This window comes from Serratia sp. AXJ-M, assembly GCF_046531865.1.
In the GTDB taxonomy this organism is placed as follows: Bacteria; Pseudomonadota; Gammaproteobacteria; order Enterobacterales; family Enterobacteriaceae; genus Serratia; species Serratia liquefaciens.
Window position 1 is genome coordinate 279,566 of record NZ_CP059394.1, and the last position, 17,781, is coordinate 297,346.

General features: G+C 50.7%; 12 protein-coding genes, 4 tRNA genes, 2 rRNA genes and 1 other RNA gene. 17 read left to right on the top strand and 2 right to left on the bottom strand.

Going from position 1 to position 17,781, the window contains the following annotated elements; translation table 11 throughout:
• Positions 1 to 86 precede the first annotated feature (86 nt).
• The 4 genes from H0S68_RS01270 to birA all read left to right on the top strand — a co-directional run bounded on the left by H0S68_RS01270 (position 87) and on the right by birA (position 5,659).
• Positions 87 to 2,994, top strand: a 23S ribosomal RNA gene (locus H0S68_RS01270).
• Between the two features lie 103 nt (positions 2,995 to 3,097).
• A 5S ribosomal RNA gene (gene rrf / locus H0S68_RS01275) occupies positions 3,098 to 3,213 on the top strand.
• Positions 3,214 to 3,662: 449 nt separating this feature from the next.
• Positions 3,663 to 4,700, top strand: coding sequence for a UDP-N-acetylmuramate dehydrogenase (murB, locus tag H0S68_RS01280; RefSeq protein WP_128865730.1), 1,038 nt, complete (start codon positions 3,663 to 3,665; stop codon positions 4,698 to 4,700).
• A complete protein-coding gene (gene birA / locus H0S68_RS01285) occupies positions 4,697 to 5,659 on the top strand; it encodes a bifunctional biotin--[acetyl-CoA-carboxylase] ligase/biotin operon repressor BirA (RefSeq protein ID WP_046374700.1) in 963 nt (320 codons plus the stop codon). Before murB ends, birA begins: the two co-directional genes overlap by 4 nt.
• 45 nt (positions 5,660 to 5,704) lie before the next feature.
• Here the strand turns inward: birA and coaA are convergent, their stop codons facing one another.
• Together coaA and H0S68_RS01295 are read right to left on the bottom strand one after the other, a co-directional pair.
• Positions 5,705 to 6,655, bottom strand: a complete 951-nt coding sequence (gene coaA, locus H0S68_RS01290) for a type I pantothenate kinase (RefSeq protein WP_020828749.1) — start codon at positions 6,653 to 6,655, stop codon at positions 5,705 to 5,707.
• 220 nt (positions 6,656 to 6,875) lie between these two features.
• Positions 6,876 to 7,424: a GNAT family N-acetyltransferase gene (locus H0S68_RS01295; protein WP_020828748.1), complete on the bottom strand. Its 549-nt coding sequence runs from the start codon at positions 7,422 to 7,424 to the stop codon at positions 6,876 to 6,878.
• Positions 7,425 to 7,822: 398 nt separating this feature from the next.
• Between H0S68_RS01295 and H0S68_RS01300 the strand changes: the two genes are divergently transcribed.
• The 13 genes from H0S68_RS01300 to rpoB all read left to right on the top strand — a co-directional run bounded on the left by H0S68_RS01300 (position 7,823) and on the right by rpoB (position 17,763).
• Positions 7,823 to 7,898 (top strand) — tRNA-Thr (locus H0S68_RS01300).
• Positions 7,899 to 7,922: 24 nt separating this feature from the next.
• Positions 7,923 to 8,007, top strand: a tRNA-Tyr gene (locus H0S68_RS01305).
• 46 nt (positions 8,008 to 8,053) lie between these two features.
• Positions 8,054 to 8,168, top strand: a non-coding RNA gene (locus H0S68_RS01310) — RtT sRNA.
• Between the two features lie 37 nt (positions 8,169 to 8,205).
• Positions 8,206 to 8,280 (top strand) — tRNA-Gly (locus H0S68_RS01315).
• Between the two features lie 6 nt (positions 8,281 to 8,286).
• Positions 8,287 to 8,362: transfer RNA gene (locus H0S68_RS01320), tRNA-Thr, on the top strand.
• A gap of 109 nt (positions 8,363 to 8,471) precedes the next feature.
• Complete coding sequence (gene tuf / locus H0S68_RS01325) at positions 8,472 to 9,656, top strand: elongation factor Tu (RefSeq protein ID WP_020828747.1); 1,185 nt, start codon at positions 8,472 to 8,474, stop codon at positions 9,654 to 9,656.
• Positions 9,657 to 9,914: 258 nt separating this feature from the next.
• Entirely contained in the window at positions 9,915 to 10,298 is a 384-nt protein-coding gene (gene secE / locus H0S68_RS01330) for a preprotein translocase subunit SecE (RefSeq protein WP_020828746.1), read from the top strand.
• A gap of 1 nt (position 10,299) precedes the next feature.
• A complete protein-coding gene (nusG, locus tag H0S68_RS01335) occupies positions 10,300 to 10,845 on the top strand; it encodes a transcription termination/antitermination protein NusG (protein ID WP_004953928.1) in 546 nt (181 codons plus the stop codon).
• 162 nt (positions 10,846 to 11,007) lie between these two features.
• Positions 11,008 to 11,436: a 50S ribosomal protein L11 gene (gene rplK, locus H0S68_RS01340; protein WP_015376316.1), complete on the top strand. Its 429-nt coding sequence runs from the start codon at positions 11,008 to 11,010 to the stop codon at positions 11,434 to 11,436.
• A 3-nt stretch (positions 11,437 to 11,439) separates the two neighbouring features.
• Positions 11,440 to 12,144 (top strand): 50S ribosomal protein L1, encoded by a 705-nt coding sequence (gene rplA / locus H0S68_RS01345; RefSeq protein ID WP_004953932.1) that lies wholly within the window; start codon positions 11,440 to 11,442, stop codon positions 12,142 to 12,144.
• 330 nt (positions 12,145 to 12,474) lie between these two features.
• Positions 12,475 to 12,972 carry a 50S ribosomal protein L10 gene (gene rplJ, locus H0S68_RS01350; protein ID WP_020828745.1) on the top strand — a complete coding sequence of 166 codons (498 nt, stop codon included), beginning with the start codon at positions 12,475 to 12,477 and terminating at the stop codon, positions 12,970 to 12,972.
• 62 nt (positions 12,973 to 13,034) lie between these two features.
• Complete coding sequence (rplL, locus tag H0S68_RS01355; protein ID WP_012004743.1) at positions 13,035 to 13,400, top strand: 50S ribosomal protein L7/L12; 366 nt, start codon at positions 13,035 to 13,037, stop codon at positions 13,398 to 13,400.
• Between the two features lie 334 nt (positions 13,401 to 13,734).
• Entirely contained in the window at positions 13,735 to 17,763 is a 4,029-nt protein-coding gene (rpoB, locus tag H0S68_RS01360; protein ID WP_020828744.1) for a DNA-directed RNA polymerase subunit beta, read from the top strand.
• The last annotated feature ends 18 nt before the right edge of the window (positions 17,764 to 17,781 follow it).

Below are 17,781 nucleotides of genomic sequence, written 5' to 3' on the forward strand. Positions count from 1 at the left end.
CCGTAGAAGTATTGGGGTAAGGATTAACCTGTCATAGAGTCTCTCAAATGTAGCAGCGCGAAAGTGGAAACACCTTCGGGTTGTGAGGTTAAGTGACTAAGCGTACACGGTGGATGCCTAGGCAGTCAGAGGCGATGAAGGGCGTGCTAATCTGCGATAAGCGTCGGTAAGGTGATATGAACCGTAATAACCGGCGATACCCGAATGGGGAAACCCAGTGCAATTCGTTGCACTATCATACGATGAATACATAGTCGTATGAGGCGAACCGGGGGAACTGAAACATCTAAGTACCCCGAGGAAAAGAAATCAACCGAGATTCCCCCAGTAGCGGCGAGCGAACGGGGAGGAGCCCAGAACCTGAATCAGTTCTTGTGTTAGTGGAAGCGTCTGGAAAGTCGCACAGTAAAGGGTGATAGTCCCGTACACTAAAATGCATTAATTGTGAGTTCGATGAGTAGGGCGGGACACGTGACATCCTGTCTGAATATGGGGGGACCATCCTCCAAGGCTAAATACTCCTGACTGACCGATAGTGAACCAGTACCGTGAGGGAAAGGCGAAAAGAACCCCGGCGAGGGGAGTGAAATAGAACCTGAAACCGTGTACGTACAAGCAGTGGGAGCACCTTCGTGGTGTGACTGCGTACCTTTTGTATAATGGGTCAGCGACTTATATTTTGTAGCAAGGTTAACCGTATAGGGGAGCCGTAGGGAAACCGAGTCTTAACTGGGCGAATAGTTGCAAGGTATAGACCCGAAACCCGGTGATCTAGCCATGGGCAGGTTGAAGGTTGGGTAACACTAACTGGAGGACCGAACCGACTAATGTTGAAAAATTAGCGGATGACTTGTGGCTGGGGGTGAAAGGCCAATCAAACCGGGAGATAGCTGGTTCTCCCCGAAAGCTATTTAGGTAGCGCCTCGTGAACTCATCTTCGGGGGTAGAGCACTGTTTCGGCTAGGGGGCCATCCCGGCTTACCAAACCGATGCAAACTCCGAATACCGAAGAATGTTATCACGGGAGACACACGGCGGGTGCTAACGTCCGTCGTGAAGAGGGAAACAACCCAGACCGCCAGCTAAGGTCCCAAAGTCATGGTTAAGTGGGAAACGATGTGGGAAGGCATAGACAGCCAGGATGTTGGCTTAGAAGCAGCCATCATTTAAAGAAAGCGTAATAGCTCACTGGTCGAGTCGGCCTGCGCGGAAGATGTAACGGGGCTAAACCATGCACCGAAGCTGCGGCAGCGACGCTTAGGCGTTGTTGGGTAGGGGAGCGTTCTGTAAGCCGTTGAAGGTGACCTGTGAGGGTTGCTGGAGGTATCAGAAGTGCGAATGCTGACATAAGTAACGATAAAGCGGGTGAAAAGCCCGCTCGCCGGAAGACCAAGGGTTCCTGTCCAACGTTAATCGGGGCAGGGTGAGTCGACCCCTAAGGCGAGGCCGAAAGGCGTAGTCGATGGGAAACAGGTTAATATTCCTGTACTCGGTGTTACTGCGAAGGGGGGACGGAGAAGGCTAGGCTAGCCGAGCGACGGTTGTCCCGGTTTAAGCGTGTAGGGGGAGTGACCTGGTAAATCCGGTTACTTATCAACCCTGAGGCGTGATGACGATGCACTACGGTGCAGAAGTAGTTGATGCCAAGCTTCCAGGAAAAGCCTCTAAGCATCAGGTAACACAGAATCGTACCCCAAACCGACACAGGTGGTCAGGTAGAGAATACCAAGGCGCTTGAGAGAACTCGGGTGAAGGAACTAGGCAAAATGGTGCCGTAACTTCGGGAGAAGGCACGCTGGCGCGTAGGTGAAGAGACTTGCTCTCGGAGCTGAAGCCAGTCGCAGATACCAGCTGGCTGCAACTGTTTAATAAAAACACAGCACTGTGCAAACACGAAAGTGGACGTATACGGTGTGACGCCTGCCCGGTGCTGGAAGGTTAATTGATGGGGTCAGCCGCAAGGCGAAGCTCTTGATCGAAGCCCCAGTAAACGGCGGCCGTAACTATAACGGTCCTAAGGTAGCGAAATTCCTTGTCGGGTAAGTTCCGACCTGCACGAATGGCGTAATGATGGCCAGGCTGTCTCCACCCGAGACTCAGTGAAATTGAACTCGCTGTGAAGATGCAGTGTACCCGCGGCAAGACGGAAAGACCCCGTGAACCTTTACTATAGCTTGACACTGAACATTGAGCCTTGATGTGTAGGATAGGTGGGAGGCTTTGAAGCGTGGACGCCAGTCTGCGTGGAGCCAACCTTGAAATACCACCCTTTAATGTTTGATGTTCTAACTCGGCCCCATAATCTGGGGTGAGGACAGTGTCTGGTGGGTAGTTTGACTGGGGCGGTCTCCTCCCAAAGAGTAACGGAGGAGCACGAAGGTTAGCTAATCACGGTCGGACATCGTGAGGTTAGTGCAAAGGCATAAGCTAGCTTGACTGCGAGAGTGACGGCTCGAGCAGGTACGAAAGTAGGTCTTAGTGATCCGGTGGTTCTGAATGGAAGGGCCATCGCTCAACGGATAAAAGGTACTCCGGGGATAACAGGCTGATACCGCCCAAGAGTTCATATCGACGGCGGTGTTTGGCACCTCGATGTCGGCTCATCACATCCTGGGGCTGAAGTAGGTCCCAAGGGTATGGCTGTTCGCCATTTAAAGTGGTACGCGAGCTGGGTTTAGAACGTCGTGAGACAGTTCGGTCCCTATCTGCCGTGGGCGTTGGAAGATTGAGAGGGGTTGCTCCTAGTACGAGAGGACCGGAGTGAACGCACCACTGGTGTTCGGGTTGTCATGCCAATGGCACTGCCCGGTAGCTAAGTGCGGAAAAGATAAGCGCTGAAAGCATCTAAGCGCGAAACTTGCCTCGAGATGAGTCTTCCCTGGGCCTTTAAGGTCCCTGAAGGAACGTTTAAGACTAAGACGTTGATAGGCTGGGTGTGTAAGTGCAGCGATGCATTGAGCTAACCAGTACTAATGATCCGTGAGGCTTAACCTTACAACACCAAAGGTGTTTTTAGAGAGATTGTAGAGATTTTCAGCGAGTTCCGAGATTGGTTTCAATGGCTACGGGAGTGGCGGTTGGAATGAAACAGAATTTGCCTGGCGGCAATAGCGCGGTGGTCCCACCTGACCCCATGCCGAACTCAGAAGTGAAACGCCGTAGCGCCGATGGTAGTGTGGGGTCTCCCCATGCGAGAGTAGGACACTGCCAGGCATCAAATAAGCCAAGAGGCCATCCGCAAGGATGGCCTTTTTGCTGTGTGCAAAAGAAAAAAAGGCGCAGCTAGGCTGCGCCTTGTTAGCCGATAATCTGCACTTTCCTACGAATAAATTCCTGCCAGTTATATTCGCGATTATAAATATGGTTAATGTTTAAAAAACATAACTGTTTTCAGATGAATGTAAATCAACCCTAATTGGATTGGTTTGGCTCTCAACAATAAGCGCACCCACCAAGAAAAACTTTTATTAATCACCTTAACCATTATCTCTAATGTATTACCTAATTAATTTATATAGAAATTACCTTATAAAACAATTAGAAATATTTCATCTATGGATGATCTCCAGATAAAAGCAATATCAATGAAAACAAATATTAGTCTGACGTACCGAATCGAGTAGACTAGGTGGAGGTTCATTTCCGTATAGGTATTTATCGTTATGTCTACTGAAGGCGCGTCATTAAAAAACCACAATACCTTTGCGCTCCCGGTCAACGCAGCGCATCTGGTCATTGCCAACACTATCGAATTAATGATCAAGGTTTGGCAGAAAACGCAAAAGCGCCAAGAGCCGCTGCTGGTACTCGGTGAAGGAAGTAACGTCCTGTTTCTTGAAGACTTTGCCGGTACGGTCATGATCAATCAATTGAAAGGCATTGATATTAGAGAAGAAAAGGATGCCTGGTTCCTCCACGTCAGCTCAGGTGAAAATTGGCATGGCCTGGTTTGTCGGACCCTGGATATCAGCATTCCTGGCCTGGAAAATTTGGCTCTGATCCCTGGCCTGGTCGGTTCTGCCCCCATTCAGAATATCGGCGCCTATGGCATCGAGCTCAAAAGCGTATGTGACTACGTTGATCTATTGGATCTGAGTACGGGAGCTATCGATCGCATTTCAGCGTCAGATTGTGGGTTTGGCTACCGTGAAAGCATTTTCAAACATCATTTTCAGAAGGGGCACATCATTGTTGGCGTAGGCTTGCGCCTGAACAAACAATGGAACCCGATGCTTAATTATGGCGAGCTGGCAAAACTGGATCCGCAAACGGTGACCCCACGTCAGGTCTTTGATTCAGTGTGCGCCATGCGTCGCAGTAAGCTGCCGGATCCTAAGGTGATGGGTAATGCCGGTAGTTTCTTCAAAAATCCGTTGGTCAGTAGTGAAAAGGCCGCTGCGCTGATGCTCGAATATCCTGGTATGCCGCATTACCCACAGCAGGATGGTCAGGTGAAGCTGGCAGCTGGCTGGTTGATCGATCAGTGTGAGCTGAAAGGTTATCGTATTGGCGGTGCGGCGGTACATAGTCAACAGGCGCTTGTTCTGGTTAATGTGGATAGTGCCACCAGTCAAAACGTGGTCGCCTTGGCACGCCATGTGCGTAATACCGTAGCGAAAAAATTTGATGTCTGGTTAGAGCCAGAAGTACGCTTTATCGGTAAGGATGGCGAGTTGAATGCCGTAGAGGTTCTGTCATGAAGGATACCAAAGTTCCCCTCAAGCTGATTGCAATACTGGCCGATGGTGGTTTCCATTCAGGCGAGCACCTTGGTGAATTACTGGGGATGAGCCGCGCAGCCATTAACAAGCATATACAGACCATCCGTGAGTGGGGCCTGGACGTGTTTACCGTACCCGGAAAAGGCTACAGTCTGCCTGCTCCAATCCAATTGCTGGATGCCGAACGTATTCTCAGCCAATTGGCAGATAAGCGTGTCACCGTGCTGCCGGTCGTGGATTCTACCAACCAATACCTATTGGAGCGTATTGCTGAGCTGCAGTCGGGTGATGCCTGTGTCGCTGAGTATCAGCAAGCCGGACGTGGTCGACGTGGACGTCAATGGATATCTCCATTTGGCGCCAATCTCTATCTTTCAATGTTTTGGCGCCTCGAGCAGGGGCCTGCCGCCGCAATGGGTCTGAGCCTGGTGATTGGTATAGTGATGGCCGAAGTGTTGCAAGGCCTCGGCGCGCAGGATGTCAGAGTCAAATGGCCGAATGATTTATATCTTAACGATCGTAAGTTGGCTGGGATCTTGGTCGAATTGACAGGGAAAACCGGTGATGCGGCACAGCTGGTCATCGGTGCAGGTATCAATTTGGCGATGCGTGAAACTAATGCCAATGCCATTAATCAAGGCTGGATAAACCTGCAGGAAGCGGGGATTAATATCGATCGCAATGAGCTGGCAGCGACCTTGCTTAATGAGCTACGTCAATCGCTGCGTCAGTTTGAGATTGAGGGTTTGACTCCCTTTATTTCACGCTGGCATGCGTTGGATAACTTTATTGATCGGCCTGTTAAGCTATTAATCGGTGAGCAGCAAATATTCGGTACTGCTCGCGGTATCGATCAGCAAGGGGCATTATTGCTTGAGCAAAATGGTGTTATTAAGCCATTCATTGGCGGGGAAATATCGCTACGTAGTGCAGAGTAAATTATTATTAATAAGGGGCTCTTAGGCCCCTTGTTGCTAATGAAATTACTTTCTCAAACGAACGCTCTCGACTGCATGATTAGCGCTCTTGGTCATGATCAGGCTCGCACGTTCGCGTGTTGGAAGGATATTTTCCTGTAAATTCAATCCATTGATTTCATTCCACAGCTGAGTGGCTATATTTACAGCCTCAGGTTCTGGCAGCTTGGAATAGTTATGGAAATAAGAATCAGGATTAGAAAACGCTCCCTGACGGAATTTAAGGAACCGGTTAATGTACCAAGACTGTAACAGTTCTTCCGGTGCGTCGACATATATAGAAAAATCAACAAAGTCAGAAACAAATACGCGATGCGGATCATGAGGATAGTCCATACCGCTTTGTAAAACGTTGAGCCCTTCCAAAATAAGAATATCCGGCTGCTCGATGACTTTATTTCCTTCAGGAACAACATCATAAATCAAGTGGGAATATACCGGAGCAGTGACGCGTTTGGCGCCGGATTTCACTTCAGAAACGAACTTGACCAGGCTGTGCATATCGTAAGACTGCGGGAAACCTTTTTTCTTCATCAGCCCGCGTTCGTTCAACACTTTATTGGGATGCAGGAAACCATCAGTGGTGATCAGCTCAACGCTACGGTGTTCCGGCCAACTGCTGAGCAATGCCTGTAATAAACGTGCGGTGGTACTTTTGCCTACGGCAACGCTGCCGGCGATGCCGATAACGTAGGGGATTTTTTGTCCATCGGTTCCGAGAAATTGCTCGAGTACGGCCTGACGGCGCAGGTTGGAACTGATATAGAAGTTCAACAACCGCGACAGCGGCAGATAAATCTGAGCCACCTCTTCCAAAGAGAGATCTTCGTTAATCCCTTTCAGTTTAACAATCTCTTCTTCTGACAGTGTCAGCGGCACCGAATCTCGCAACGCAGCCCACTGGGTACGATCGAACTGAAGATAGGGCGTCGCTAAAGATTGATCTCTTTTTATCATAAGCCAAATTCTGCCTGTTAACGCAGGTTGGGAAAGGCGCCGGACGCCAACTCCAGATAATAAACAAGCTGCATATTATAGACAGCTTCGTTTTTGGCGTAGACTTTTTTCGCAAAAGTTATCGATTGGCGGCAGTTTATGTCAATTGTGAGAAGCGGCGCGCAGTTGATGGCAGAGGCGTTGCAAAGCGGTATCGCTAGGAAATGATACCGCTTTCATGCTAGCTGGCGATGGCAGGGGAGGTTTGGTTAACCGCGAACAGGCGTTTGTAGTAAATGACCGTCGGGTGATAGTAGCCATCGGGTGCGGCGGCATAGTCGGGTAACTCTCCGAGGCAGCGATAGCCCAATGAGCGATACAGCGCCTCTGCAGCGGAACCTGCCTGCGTGTCGAGATAAAGCAGGCCGCGCTGTTGCTGAAGTGCTGACTGTTCCAATGCTTTCATCAGGGCTTGTCCGACACCGTTACGACGTGCCCGGCTGTGGACTAATAGTTTTTGTACTTCAGCCCTGTTGCGTCCATTCGGTTTCTGGCACAGCTCCAGTTGTACTGTGCCAATGACGCCGCGCTCGTCTCTGGCAATCCACAACAACAGCTCTCCTTTGGCCAAGGCAGGCCTCAGGCTGTGGAAGTAACTCTCGGCGTCTTCATGCGGGATCAGTGTGTCGTAGCCCACTGAGGCCCCATGCGTTACCGCATCGGTCAACAGGCGAGCCAGTTCATTTCGGTAAATGGGCAGCGTGGCGGCATTAATCAGGACAATTTTCATCGGTCATTCCTCCTGGGTGAGGGGGTAATGAAGACAAGCAATAATTGCGCCAGAGCGGTGGTGGGTGCTGTGGCAGCGAAAGCGGTGAGAAATAATGATAGTTGATGTCATTACGTGGGGCACTCATCCCTTTTTTGGTGCATCGATATCACTCACAGTTTCCTGTTTTGGGTTTACGGATTTGAGATAACGGGCACGGGGAAAGAAAGGGTCAATACTTGCAAAAAGTGGATTAAATTGTAGAGAATGATGCCTGCAGTTGATGAATCTTTGCACGCTACGCGCAGTAAATTGCAAGACACCGTGCAAAATTGGGTGATTTGTGAGCGAAAGTGCAACTAACGCAATTTTTTTGTTGCATAGGTCGTCCGGTCTACCTAGAATGCGCTGCACTTGATGCCGGCTTAGCTCAGTTGGTAGAGCAACTGACTTGTAATCAGTAGGTCACCAGTTCGATTCCGGTAGCCGGCACCAATCAAGTCACAGTAGTTAAAATCTGGTGGGGTTCCCGAGCGGCCAAAGGGAGCAGACTGTAAATCTGCCGTCACAGACTTCGAAGGTTCGAATCCTTCCCCCACCACCATATCTTGCCTTAGGCAGTTAACTGGCCAGCGATAATCTCGCAACGGTTGACTTGCAGAAGGAGAAGGCGAAAGCCTTCGCAAGGTTCGAGTTGTACAGCGCATAGCGCAAACAACTCGAAGGGTGAGAGTTAAGCGATAAACAATCCTTCTCCTCCCTTAAAATTCTACAGAAAAGTCAGGTAGCCGAGTTCCAGGATGCGGGCATCGTATAATGGCTATTACCTCAGCCTTCCAAGCTGATGATGTGGGTTCGATTCCCACTGCCCGCTCCAAGATGTGCTGATATAGCTCAGTTGGTAGAGCGCACCCTTGGTAAGGGTGAGGTCGGCAGTTCGAATCTGCCTATCAGCACCACTTCTTATTATCTCGCCCCCTGATTTTCTTTCTGTTCTGGATTCAACAAGCAAATGCTTGGTTGATGTGGTGATACCACCGATTTATCCGTGTCTTAGAGGGACAATCGATGTCTAAAGAAAAGTTTGAACGTTCAAAACCGCACGTTAACGTCGGTACTATCGGCCACGTTGACCACGGTAAAACTACCCTGACTGCAGCAATCACCACCGTTCTGGCTAAAACCTACGGCGGTTCTGCACGTGCTTTCGACCAGATCGATAACGCGCCAGAAGAAAAAGCTCGTGGTATCACCATCAACACTTCTCACGTTGAGTATGACACCCCGACTCGTCACTACGCGCACGTTGACTGCCCAGGGCACGCCGACTACGTTAAAAACATGATCACCGGTGCTGCTCAGATGGACGGCGCTATCCTGGTTGTTGCTGCGACTGACGGCCCAATGCCTCAGACCCGTGAGCACATCCTGCTGGGTCGTCAGGTTGGCGTTCCTTTCATCATCGTATTCATGAACAAATGCGACATGGTTGATGATGAAGAGCTGCTGGAACTGGTAGAAATGGAAGTTCGTGAACTTCTGTCTGCTTACGACTTCCCTGGTGATGACCTGCCGGTTGTTCGTGGTTCAGCGTTGAAAGCACTGGAAGGCGAAGCTGAGTGGGAAGCTAAAATCATCGAGCTGGCCGGTTACCTGGATTCTTACATCCCAGAACCAGAGCGTGCTATCGACAAGCCGTTCCTGCTGCCAATCGAAGACGTCTTCTCCATCTCCGGTCGTGGTACCGTTGTTACCGGTCGTGTTGAGCGCGGTATCGTTAAAGTTGGCGAAGAAGTTGAAATCGTTGGTATCAAAGACACCGTTAAGTCTACCTGTACTGGCGTTGAAATGTTCCGCAAACTGCTGGACGAAGGCCGTGCTGGTGAGAACGTTGGTGTTCTGCTGCGTGGTATCAAGCGTGAAGACATCGAACGTGGTCAGGTACTGGCTAAACCAGGTTCAATCAAGCCACACACCAAGTTCGACTCAGAAGTGTACATCCTGAGCAAAGAAGAAGGTGGTCGTCATACTCCATTCTTCAAAGGCTACCGTCCACAGTTCTACTTCCGTACAACTGACGTGACCGGTACCATCGAACTGCCAGAAGGCGTTGAAATGGTAATGCCAGGTGACAACGTGAACATGGTTGTTACCCTGATCCACCCAATCGCGATGGACGACGGCCTGCGTTTCGCAATCCGTGAAGGCGGCCGTACCGTTGGCGCTGGTGTTGTTGCCAAAGTTATCGCTTAATCGCTGATAACGTTTGACGCGACACGCGGTAAAAGGGCATCATTTGATGCCCTTTTTCTACGCTGTGAACTAGAACCTATCTCATCAGCGATTTTGCAGTCATAATCATTGGTGAGATGGGCTCTTAAAGCCGTATTGACTGAGATACGCCATAGCGTAAAACACCGAAATGCTGCCGAGCGGCATTTGATCGGTTTGGTTTGTCTTGCTGTGCGAGGCAAAGTTGTCTGTTCTGAATTCATTGTGACAGGTTGGTTTATGAGTGCGAATACCGAGGCTCAAGGGAGCGGGCGCGGCCTGGAAACGGCTAAGTGGCTGATCGTCGCCGTTCTGTTGGTTGTAGCGATTGTCGGTAACTATTACTACCGTGATTTCAGCCTGCCATTACGTGCGCTGGCTGTTGTAGTGGTTATCGCTGTTGCTGGCGCTGTAGCGCTGATGACCACCAAAGGCAAGGCCACCGTTGCGTTTGCACGCGAAGCGCGCACTGAAGTGCGCAAGGTGATCTGGCCAACTCGTCAGGAAACGCTACATACCACGTTGATCGTTGCCGCGGTAACTGCCGTGATGTCACTGATTCTGTGGGGCCTGGACGGTATTTTGGTCCGTCTGGTATCGTTTATTACTGGCCTGAGGTTCTAAAATGTCTGAAGCTCCAAAAAAACGTTGGTACGTCGTTCAGGCGTTTTCCGGTTTTGAAGGTCGCGTAGCGCAATCGCTGCGTGAGCACATCAAACTGCACGATATGGAAGAACTGTTCGGCGAAGTGATGGTACCTACGGAAGAAGTTGTTGAGATCCGTGGTGGCCAACGTCGTAAAAGTGAACGTAAATTCTTCCCGGGCTATGTCCTGGTCCAGATGGTAATGAACGATGCCAGCTGGCACCTGGTGCGTAGCGTTCCGCGCGTAATGGGTTTCATCGGCGGCACCTCTGACCGTCCGGCACCGATCAGCGATAAAGAAGTTGATGCGATTATGAACCGCCTGCAACAGGTCGGTGACAAGCCGCGTCCTAAAACGCTGTTCGAACCGGGTGAACTGGTCCGTGTTAACGATGGTCCGTTTGCTGACTTCAACGGTGTTGTTGAAGAAGTGGATTACGAGAAGAGCCGCCTGAAAGTTTCCGTTTCCATCTTTGGCCGTGCAACGCCGGTGGAACTGGACTTCGCTCAGGTAGAAAAAGGCTGATCAATTAATCAGCAGTGAGTGGCTTTTGCCGCTTGTCAGAGGCGCGAAATTGAACTATAATTTCGCGCCTTTTGTTTTTATAGGCCTTGCTCATTGAGTTGAGCGGGGTGAAACACGGGGAGCCTCTATTGAGGCGATATTACCCAAACCGAGGAATTGTAAATGGCCAAGAAAGTACAAGCCTACGTTAAGCTGCAGGTTGCAGCCGGTATGGCTAACCCAAGTCCGCCAGTTGGTCCAGCTCTGGGTCAGCAAGGCGTTAACATCATGGAATTCTGTAAGGCGTTCAATGCTAAGACTGACAGCGTTGAGAAAGGTCTGCCGATTCCGGTTGTTATTACCGTTTATTCTGATCGCTCCTTCACTTTCGTTACCAAAACCCCGCCAGCAGCAGTTCTGCTGAAAAAAGCGGCTGGTATCAAGTCTGGTTCAGGCAAGCCGAACAAAGACAAAGTAGGTAAAGTGACTCGTGCTCAGGTACGTGAAATCGCAGAAACCAAAGCTGCGGACATGACTGGTTCTGACGTTGAAGCGATGACTCGCTCCATCGAAGGTACTGCTCGTTCCATGGGCCTGGTAGTGGAGGATTAAGAAATGGCTAAGCTGACCAAGCGCATGCGCGTGATCCGTGACAAAGTTGATGCTACTAAGCAGTATGACATCACCGAAGCTGTTGCTCTGCTGAAAGAGCTGGCCACCGCTAAATTCGTAGAAAGCGTTGACGTTGCTGTTAACCTCGGCATCGACGCTCGTAAATCTGACCAAAACGTTCGTGGCGCTACCGTTCTGCCAAACGGCACCGGTCGTTCTGTTCGCGTTGCCGTATTTGCCCAGGGCCCTAACGCTGAAGCTGCTAAAGCTGCTGGCGCAGAGCTGGTAGGTATGGAAGATCTGGCAGACCTGATCAAGAAAGGCGAAATGAACTTCGACGTTGTTATTGCTTCCCCGGATGCAATGCGCGTTGTTGGTCAACTGGGCCAGATCCTGGGTCCACGTGGCCTGATGCCAAACCCGAAAGTGGGTACCGTTACTCCGAACGTTGCTGAAGCAGTGAAAAACGCTAAAGCAGGTCAGGTTCGTTACCGTAACGACAAAAACGGCATCATCCATACCACTATCGGTAAGGTTGATTTCGAGTCAGACAAGCTGAAAGAAAACCTGGAAGCCCTGCTGGTTGCGCTGAAAAAAGCAAAACCATCTCAGGCGAAAGGCGTGTACATCAAGAAAGTTAGCCTCTCCACCACCATGGGTGCTGGCGTTGCTATCGATCAAAGCGGCCTGACTGCTGTAGCGAACTAATCGCCCTGCGATTATCGCTTTGACTTGGGGCTAAGGTTCGTCTAGAATCTTATGCCCCAAGGTTTTGCTATTGGCAATAGCCATAGTGGAACAAAGATTTTTCGGTTGGAGCCTGGCCTATCCAGGCCTCCGTCCAAGACCGCAGGTGTATCGAAAGGTACTTAATCCTTCCTGCGTAGACGGTGACAGAGCCTAAAGAAAATTTTTAAATTGTCTTTGCTGGATTCTGCTCACCGTGTTTGAACGCTCTCACTGCGTGATTTATCACAAGGTGTTGAGTGATGTGAGTGCTGGGGATTTCCCCCGGCTAAATCCAGGAGCAAAAAGCTAATGGCATTAAATCTTCAAGACAAACAAGCGATTGTTGCTGAAGTCAACGAAGTAGCCAAAGGCGCGCTGTCTGCGGTTGTTGCGGATTCCCGTGGCGTTACCGTTGATAAAATGACTGAACTGCGTAAAGCAGGTCGTGAAGCTGGCGTTTACATGCGTGTTGTTCGCAACACCTTGATGCGTCGCGTAGTTGAAGGCACTCCATTCGAATGCCTGAAAGACACGTTTGTCGGTCCTACCTTGATTGCATTCTCTAACGAACACCCGGGCGCTGCTGCTCGTCTGTTCAAAGAGTTCGCGAAAGCGAATGCAAAATTCGAGGTTAAAGCTGCGGCCTTTGAAGGTGAGCTGATCCCTGCGGCACAAATTGACCGCTTGGCAACTCTGCCTACTTACGATGAAGCAATCGCACGCCTGATGGCAACCATGAAAGAAGCCGCTGCCGGCAAATTGGTTCGCACTCTGGCTGCACTGCGCGATCAGAAAGAAGCGGCATAAGCCCTCTTTCTTAGCCTTTGCTTACGTATTTAAACTATTTCTGAATTTTAGGAACATTTGTTATGTCTATCACTAAAGACCAAATTATCGAAGGCGTTGCAGCTCTGTCTGTAATGGAAATCGTTGAACTGATCGCCGCTATGGAAGAGAAGTTCGGTGTTTCTGCTGCTGCTGTAGCTGCAGGTCCTGCTGCTGCTGCTGAAGCTGTTGAAGAAAAAACTGAATTCGACGTTGTACTGAAAGGTATCGGCGCGAACAAAGTTGCAGTAATCAAAGCAGTACGTGGCGCAACTGGCCTGGGTCTGAAAGAAGCTAAAGACCTGGTTGAGTCTGCACCAGCAGCACTGAAAGAAGGCATCAGCAAAGACGACGCTGAAGCACTGAAAAAAGCTCTGGAAGAAGCTGGCGCTGAAGTTGAAGTTAAATAAGCCACTGCTTTCTGAGTGCAGTCTGTTTTAACTAACAGACTGATGGCTGGTGACTTTTTGGTCACCAGCCTTTTTGCGCTGTAGGGCGTCAGTAGAGTTTCACACTGTTTGGCTACTGACTAACCCCAATATTTCTTTCTATCGACGACTTAATATATTGCCCTCCCTGCCGCAGCAAAATCTGCCGTACAGCGCAACGAAATGATTTAAGCGTGATAGAAACGAGTATTGCGGAAAGTGTTCCCGCTTTCCGGTCGACAAAATGGTGTTGCGTGAACCGTCCTATATCCGGACGGACAGATAGGTTCGACTTTCCAGCGAGCTGAGGAACCCTATGGTTTACTCCTATACCGAGAAAAAACGTATTCGTAAGGATTTTGGTAAGCGTCCGCAAGTTTTGGACATACCATATCTCCTTTCTATCCAGCTTGATTCGTTCCAGAAGTTTATCGAGCAAGATCCAGAAGGGCAGTACGGCTTAGAAGCCGCATTCCGTTCTGTTTTCCCTATCCAGAGCTACAGTGGCAATTCGGAGCTGCAATACGTTAGCTACCGTCTTGGTGAGCCGGTCTTCGACGTCAAAGAGTGCCAGATCCGTGGTGTGACGTTCTCTGCACCGCTGCGCGTAAAACTGCGCCTGGTAATCTACGAGCGTGAAGCTCCGGAAGGTACGGTCAAAGACATCAAGGAACAAGAAGTCTATATGGGCGAGATTCCGCTCATGACCGAAAACGGCACCTTTGTGATCAACGGTACTGAGAGGGTTATCGTATCTCAGCTTCACCGTAGTCCTGGCGTATTCTTCGACAGCGATAAGGGTAAAACCCACTCTTCGGGTAAAGTGCTGTATAACGCACGTATCATCCCTTACCGCGGTTCATGGTTGGATTTCGAGTTTGACCCGAAAGACAACCTGTTTGTACGTATTGACCGTCGCCGTAAATTGCCTGCGACCATCATTCTGCGTGCATTGAACTACACCACTGAGCAGATCCTTGACCTGTTCTTTGCGAAAGTAGTTTTCGAGATCCGTGATAACAAGCTGCAGATGGAGCTGGTTCCAGAGCGTCTGCGTGGTGAGACTGCTTCGTTTGATATCGAAGCCAACGGCAAGATCTACATTGAGAAAGGCCGTCGTATCACCGCTCGTCATATCCGTCAGCTCGAAAAAGACGAAATTCATAGTATTGAAGTACCGGTCGAGTACATCGCGGGCAAAGTGGTCGCGAAGGACTATATCGATACCAATACCGGTGAGCTGATCTGCGCAGCCAACATGGAGCTGTCGCTGGATCTGCTGGCCAAACTGAGCCAGTCAGGCCACAAGCGTATTGAAACGCTGTTCACCAACGATCTGGACCACGGTGCGTACATCTCTGAGACCGTACGTGTCGATCCAACAAGCGATCGTTTGAGCGCGCTGGTAGAAATCTACCGCATGATGCGCCCTGGTGAGCCGCCAACGCGCGAAGCTGCCGAAAGCCTGTTCGAGAACCTGTTCTTCTCTGAAGACCGCTACGATCTGTCTGCGGTTGGCCGTATGAAGTTCAACCGTTCTCTGCTGCGTGACGAGATCGAAGGTTCGGGCATCCTGAGCAAAGACGACATCATTGAAGTGATGAAGAAGCTCATCGATATCCGTAACGGTAAAGGCGAAGTGGACGATATCGACCACTTGGGCAACCGTCGTATCCGTTCCGTCGGCGAAATGGCTGAGAACCAGTTCCGTGTAGGTCTGGTACGTGTTGAGCGTGCGGTGAAAGAACGTCTGTCCCTGGGCGATTTGGATACCCTGATGCCACAGGACATGATCAACGCCAAGCCAATTTCGGCGGCGGTGAAAGAGTTCTTCGGCTCCAGCCAGCTGTCTCAGTTTATGGACCAGAACAACCCGTTGTCCGAGATCACGCACAAGCGTCGTATCTCCGCATTGGGCCCAGGCGGTCTGACCCGTGAACGTGCCGGCTTTGAAGTTCGAGACGTACACCCGACTCACTACGGTCGCGTGTGTCCAATCGAAACGCCGGAAGGTCCAAACATCGGTCTGATCAACTCCTTGTCCGTGTACGCACAGACAAACGAGTATGGCTTCCTGGAAACTCCGTACCGCCGCGTGCGTGACGGTTTGGTTACCGATGAAATCAACTATCTGTCTGCTATTGAAGAAGGCAACTTCGTTATCGCTCAGGCGAACTCCAACCTGGACGAAGACGGCCGCTTCATAGAAGACCTGGTCACCTGTCGTAGCAAAGGCGAATCAAGCCTGTTCAGCCGCGATCAGGTTGACTATATGGACGTATCAACCCAGCAGGTTGTTTCCGTTGGTGCCTCACTGATTCCATTCCTGGAACACGATGACGCCAACCGTGCATTGATGGGTGCGAACATGCAACGTCAGGCGGTTCCAACCTTGCGTGCTGACAAGCCGCTGGTAGGTACCGGTATGGAACGTGCTGTAGCGGTTGACTCCGGTGTTACTGCCGTAGCTCGCCGTGGCGGTGTGATCCAGTACGTGGATGCCTCCCGTATCGTTATCAAAGTTAACGAAGACGAGATGCACGCGGGCGAAGCAGGTATCGATATTTACAACCTGACCAAGTACACCCGTTCTAACCAGAACACCTGCATCAACCAGATGCCGTGTGTGAATCTGGGTGAGCCAATCGAGCGCGGCGACGTGCTGGCAGATGGCCCGTCCACTGACCTGGGTGAACTGGCGCTGGGCCAGAACATGCGCGTGGCGTTCATGCCGTGGAACGGCTACAACTTCGAAGACTCCATCTTGGTGTCCGAGCGTGTAGTTCAGGAAGATCGCTTCACTACTATCCATATCCAGGAACTGGCGTGTGTGTCTCGCGACACCAAGTTGGGGCCTGAAGAGATCACTGCCGACATCCCTAACGTGGGTGAAGCTGCGCTCTCCAAACTGGATGAATCCGGTATCGTGTATATCGGTGCTGAAGTAACCGGTGGTGACATTCTGGTCGGTAAGGTAACGCCAAAAGGTGAAACCCAACTGACGCCAGAAGAGAAACTGCTGCGTGCGATCTTCGGTGAGAAGGCATCTGACGTTAAAGATTCCTCTCTGCGTGTACCAAACGGCGTTTCCGGTACGATTATCGACGTGCAGGTCTTCACCCGCGATGGCGTGGAAAAAGACAAGCGTGCGTTGGAAATCGAAGAGATGCAGCTGAAGCAGGCGAAGAAAGACCTGACTGAAGAACTGCAGATCCTGGAAGCTGGTTTGTTCACGCGTATCCATGCGGTGCTGGTTGCCGGCGGTGTCGAAGCTGAGAAGCTGAGCAAACTGCCACGCGATCGCTGGCTGGAACTGGGCCTGACCGACGAAGAGAAGCAAAACCAGCTGGAACAGCTGGCAGAGCAGTACGACGAGCTGAAATCCGACTTCGAGAAGAAGCTGGACGCCAAGCGTCGTAAGATCACCCAGGGCGATGATCTGGCACCAGGCGTGCTGAAAATCGTTAAGGTTTATCTGGCCGTTAAACGTCAGATCCAACCGGGTGACAAAATGGCAGGCCGCCACGGTAACAAAGGTGTTATCTCCAAGATCAACCCGATCGAAGATATGCCTTACGATGAAAACGGCACGCCGGTTGACATCGTACTGAACCCGCTGGGCGTACCATCACGTATGAACATCGGTCAGATCCTGGAAACCCACCTGGGTATGGCTGCGAAAGGCATTGGTGAGAAAATCAACCAAATGCTCAAGCAGCATCAGGAAGTGGCCAAACTGCGTGAGTTCATTCAGAAGGCCTACGATCTGGGCGACGACGTCTGCCAGAAAGTTGACCTGAACACCTTCACCGACGACGAAGTCCTGCGTCTGGCAGAGAACCTGAAAAAAGGTATGCCAATCGCAACGCCGGTGTTTGATGGTGCGAAAGAGACTGAAATCAAGCAACTGCTGGAAATGGGCGGGATCCCAACCTCGGGTCAGATTACGCTGTTCGATGGCCGTACCGGTGAGCAATTTGAGCGCCAGGTTACCGTTGGCTATATGTACATGCTGAAACTGAACCACTTGGTTGACGATAAGATGCACGCCCGTTCAACCGGTTCTTACAGCTTGGTTACTCAGCAACCGCTGGGTGGTAAGGCGCAGTTCGGTGGTCAACGCTTCGGTGAGATGGAAGTGTGGGCACTGGAAGCATACGGCGCGGCTTATACCCTGCAGGAAATGCTCACCGTTAAGTCGGATGACGTTAACGGCCGTACCAAGATGTACAAAAACATCGTGGATGGCGATCACCGCATGGAACCAGGCATGCCGGAGTCCTTCAACGTACTGTTGAAAGAAATCCGCTCGCTCGGTATCAACATCGAACTGGAAGACGAGTAATCGTTTTTCCGGCTCAGG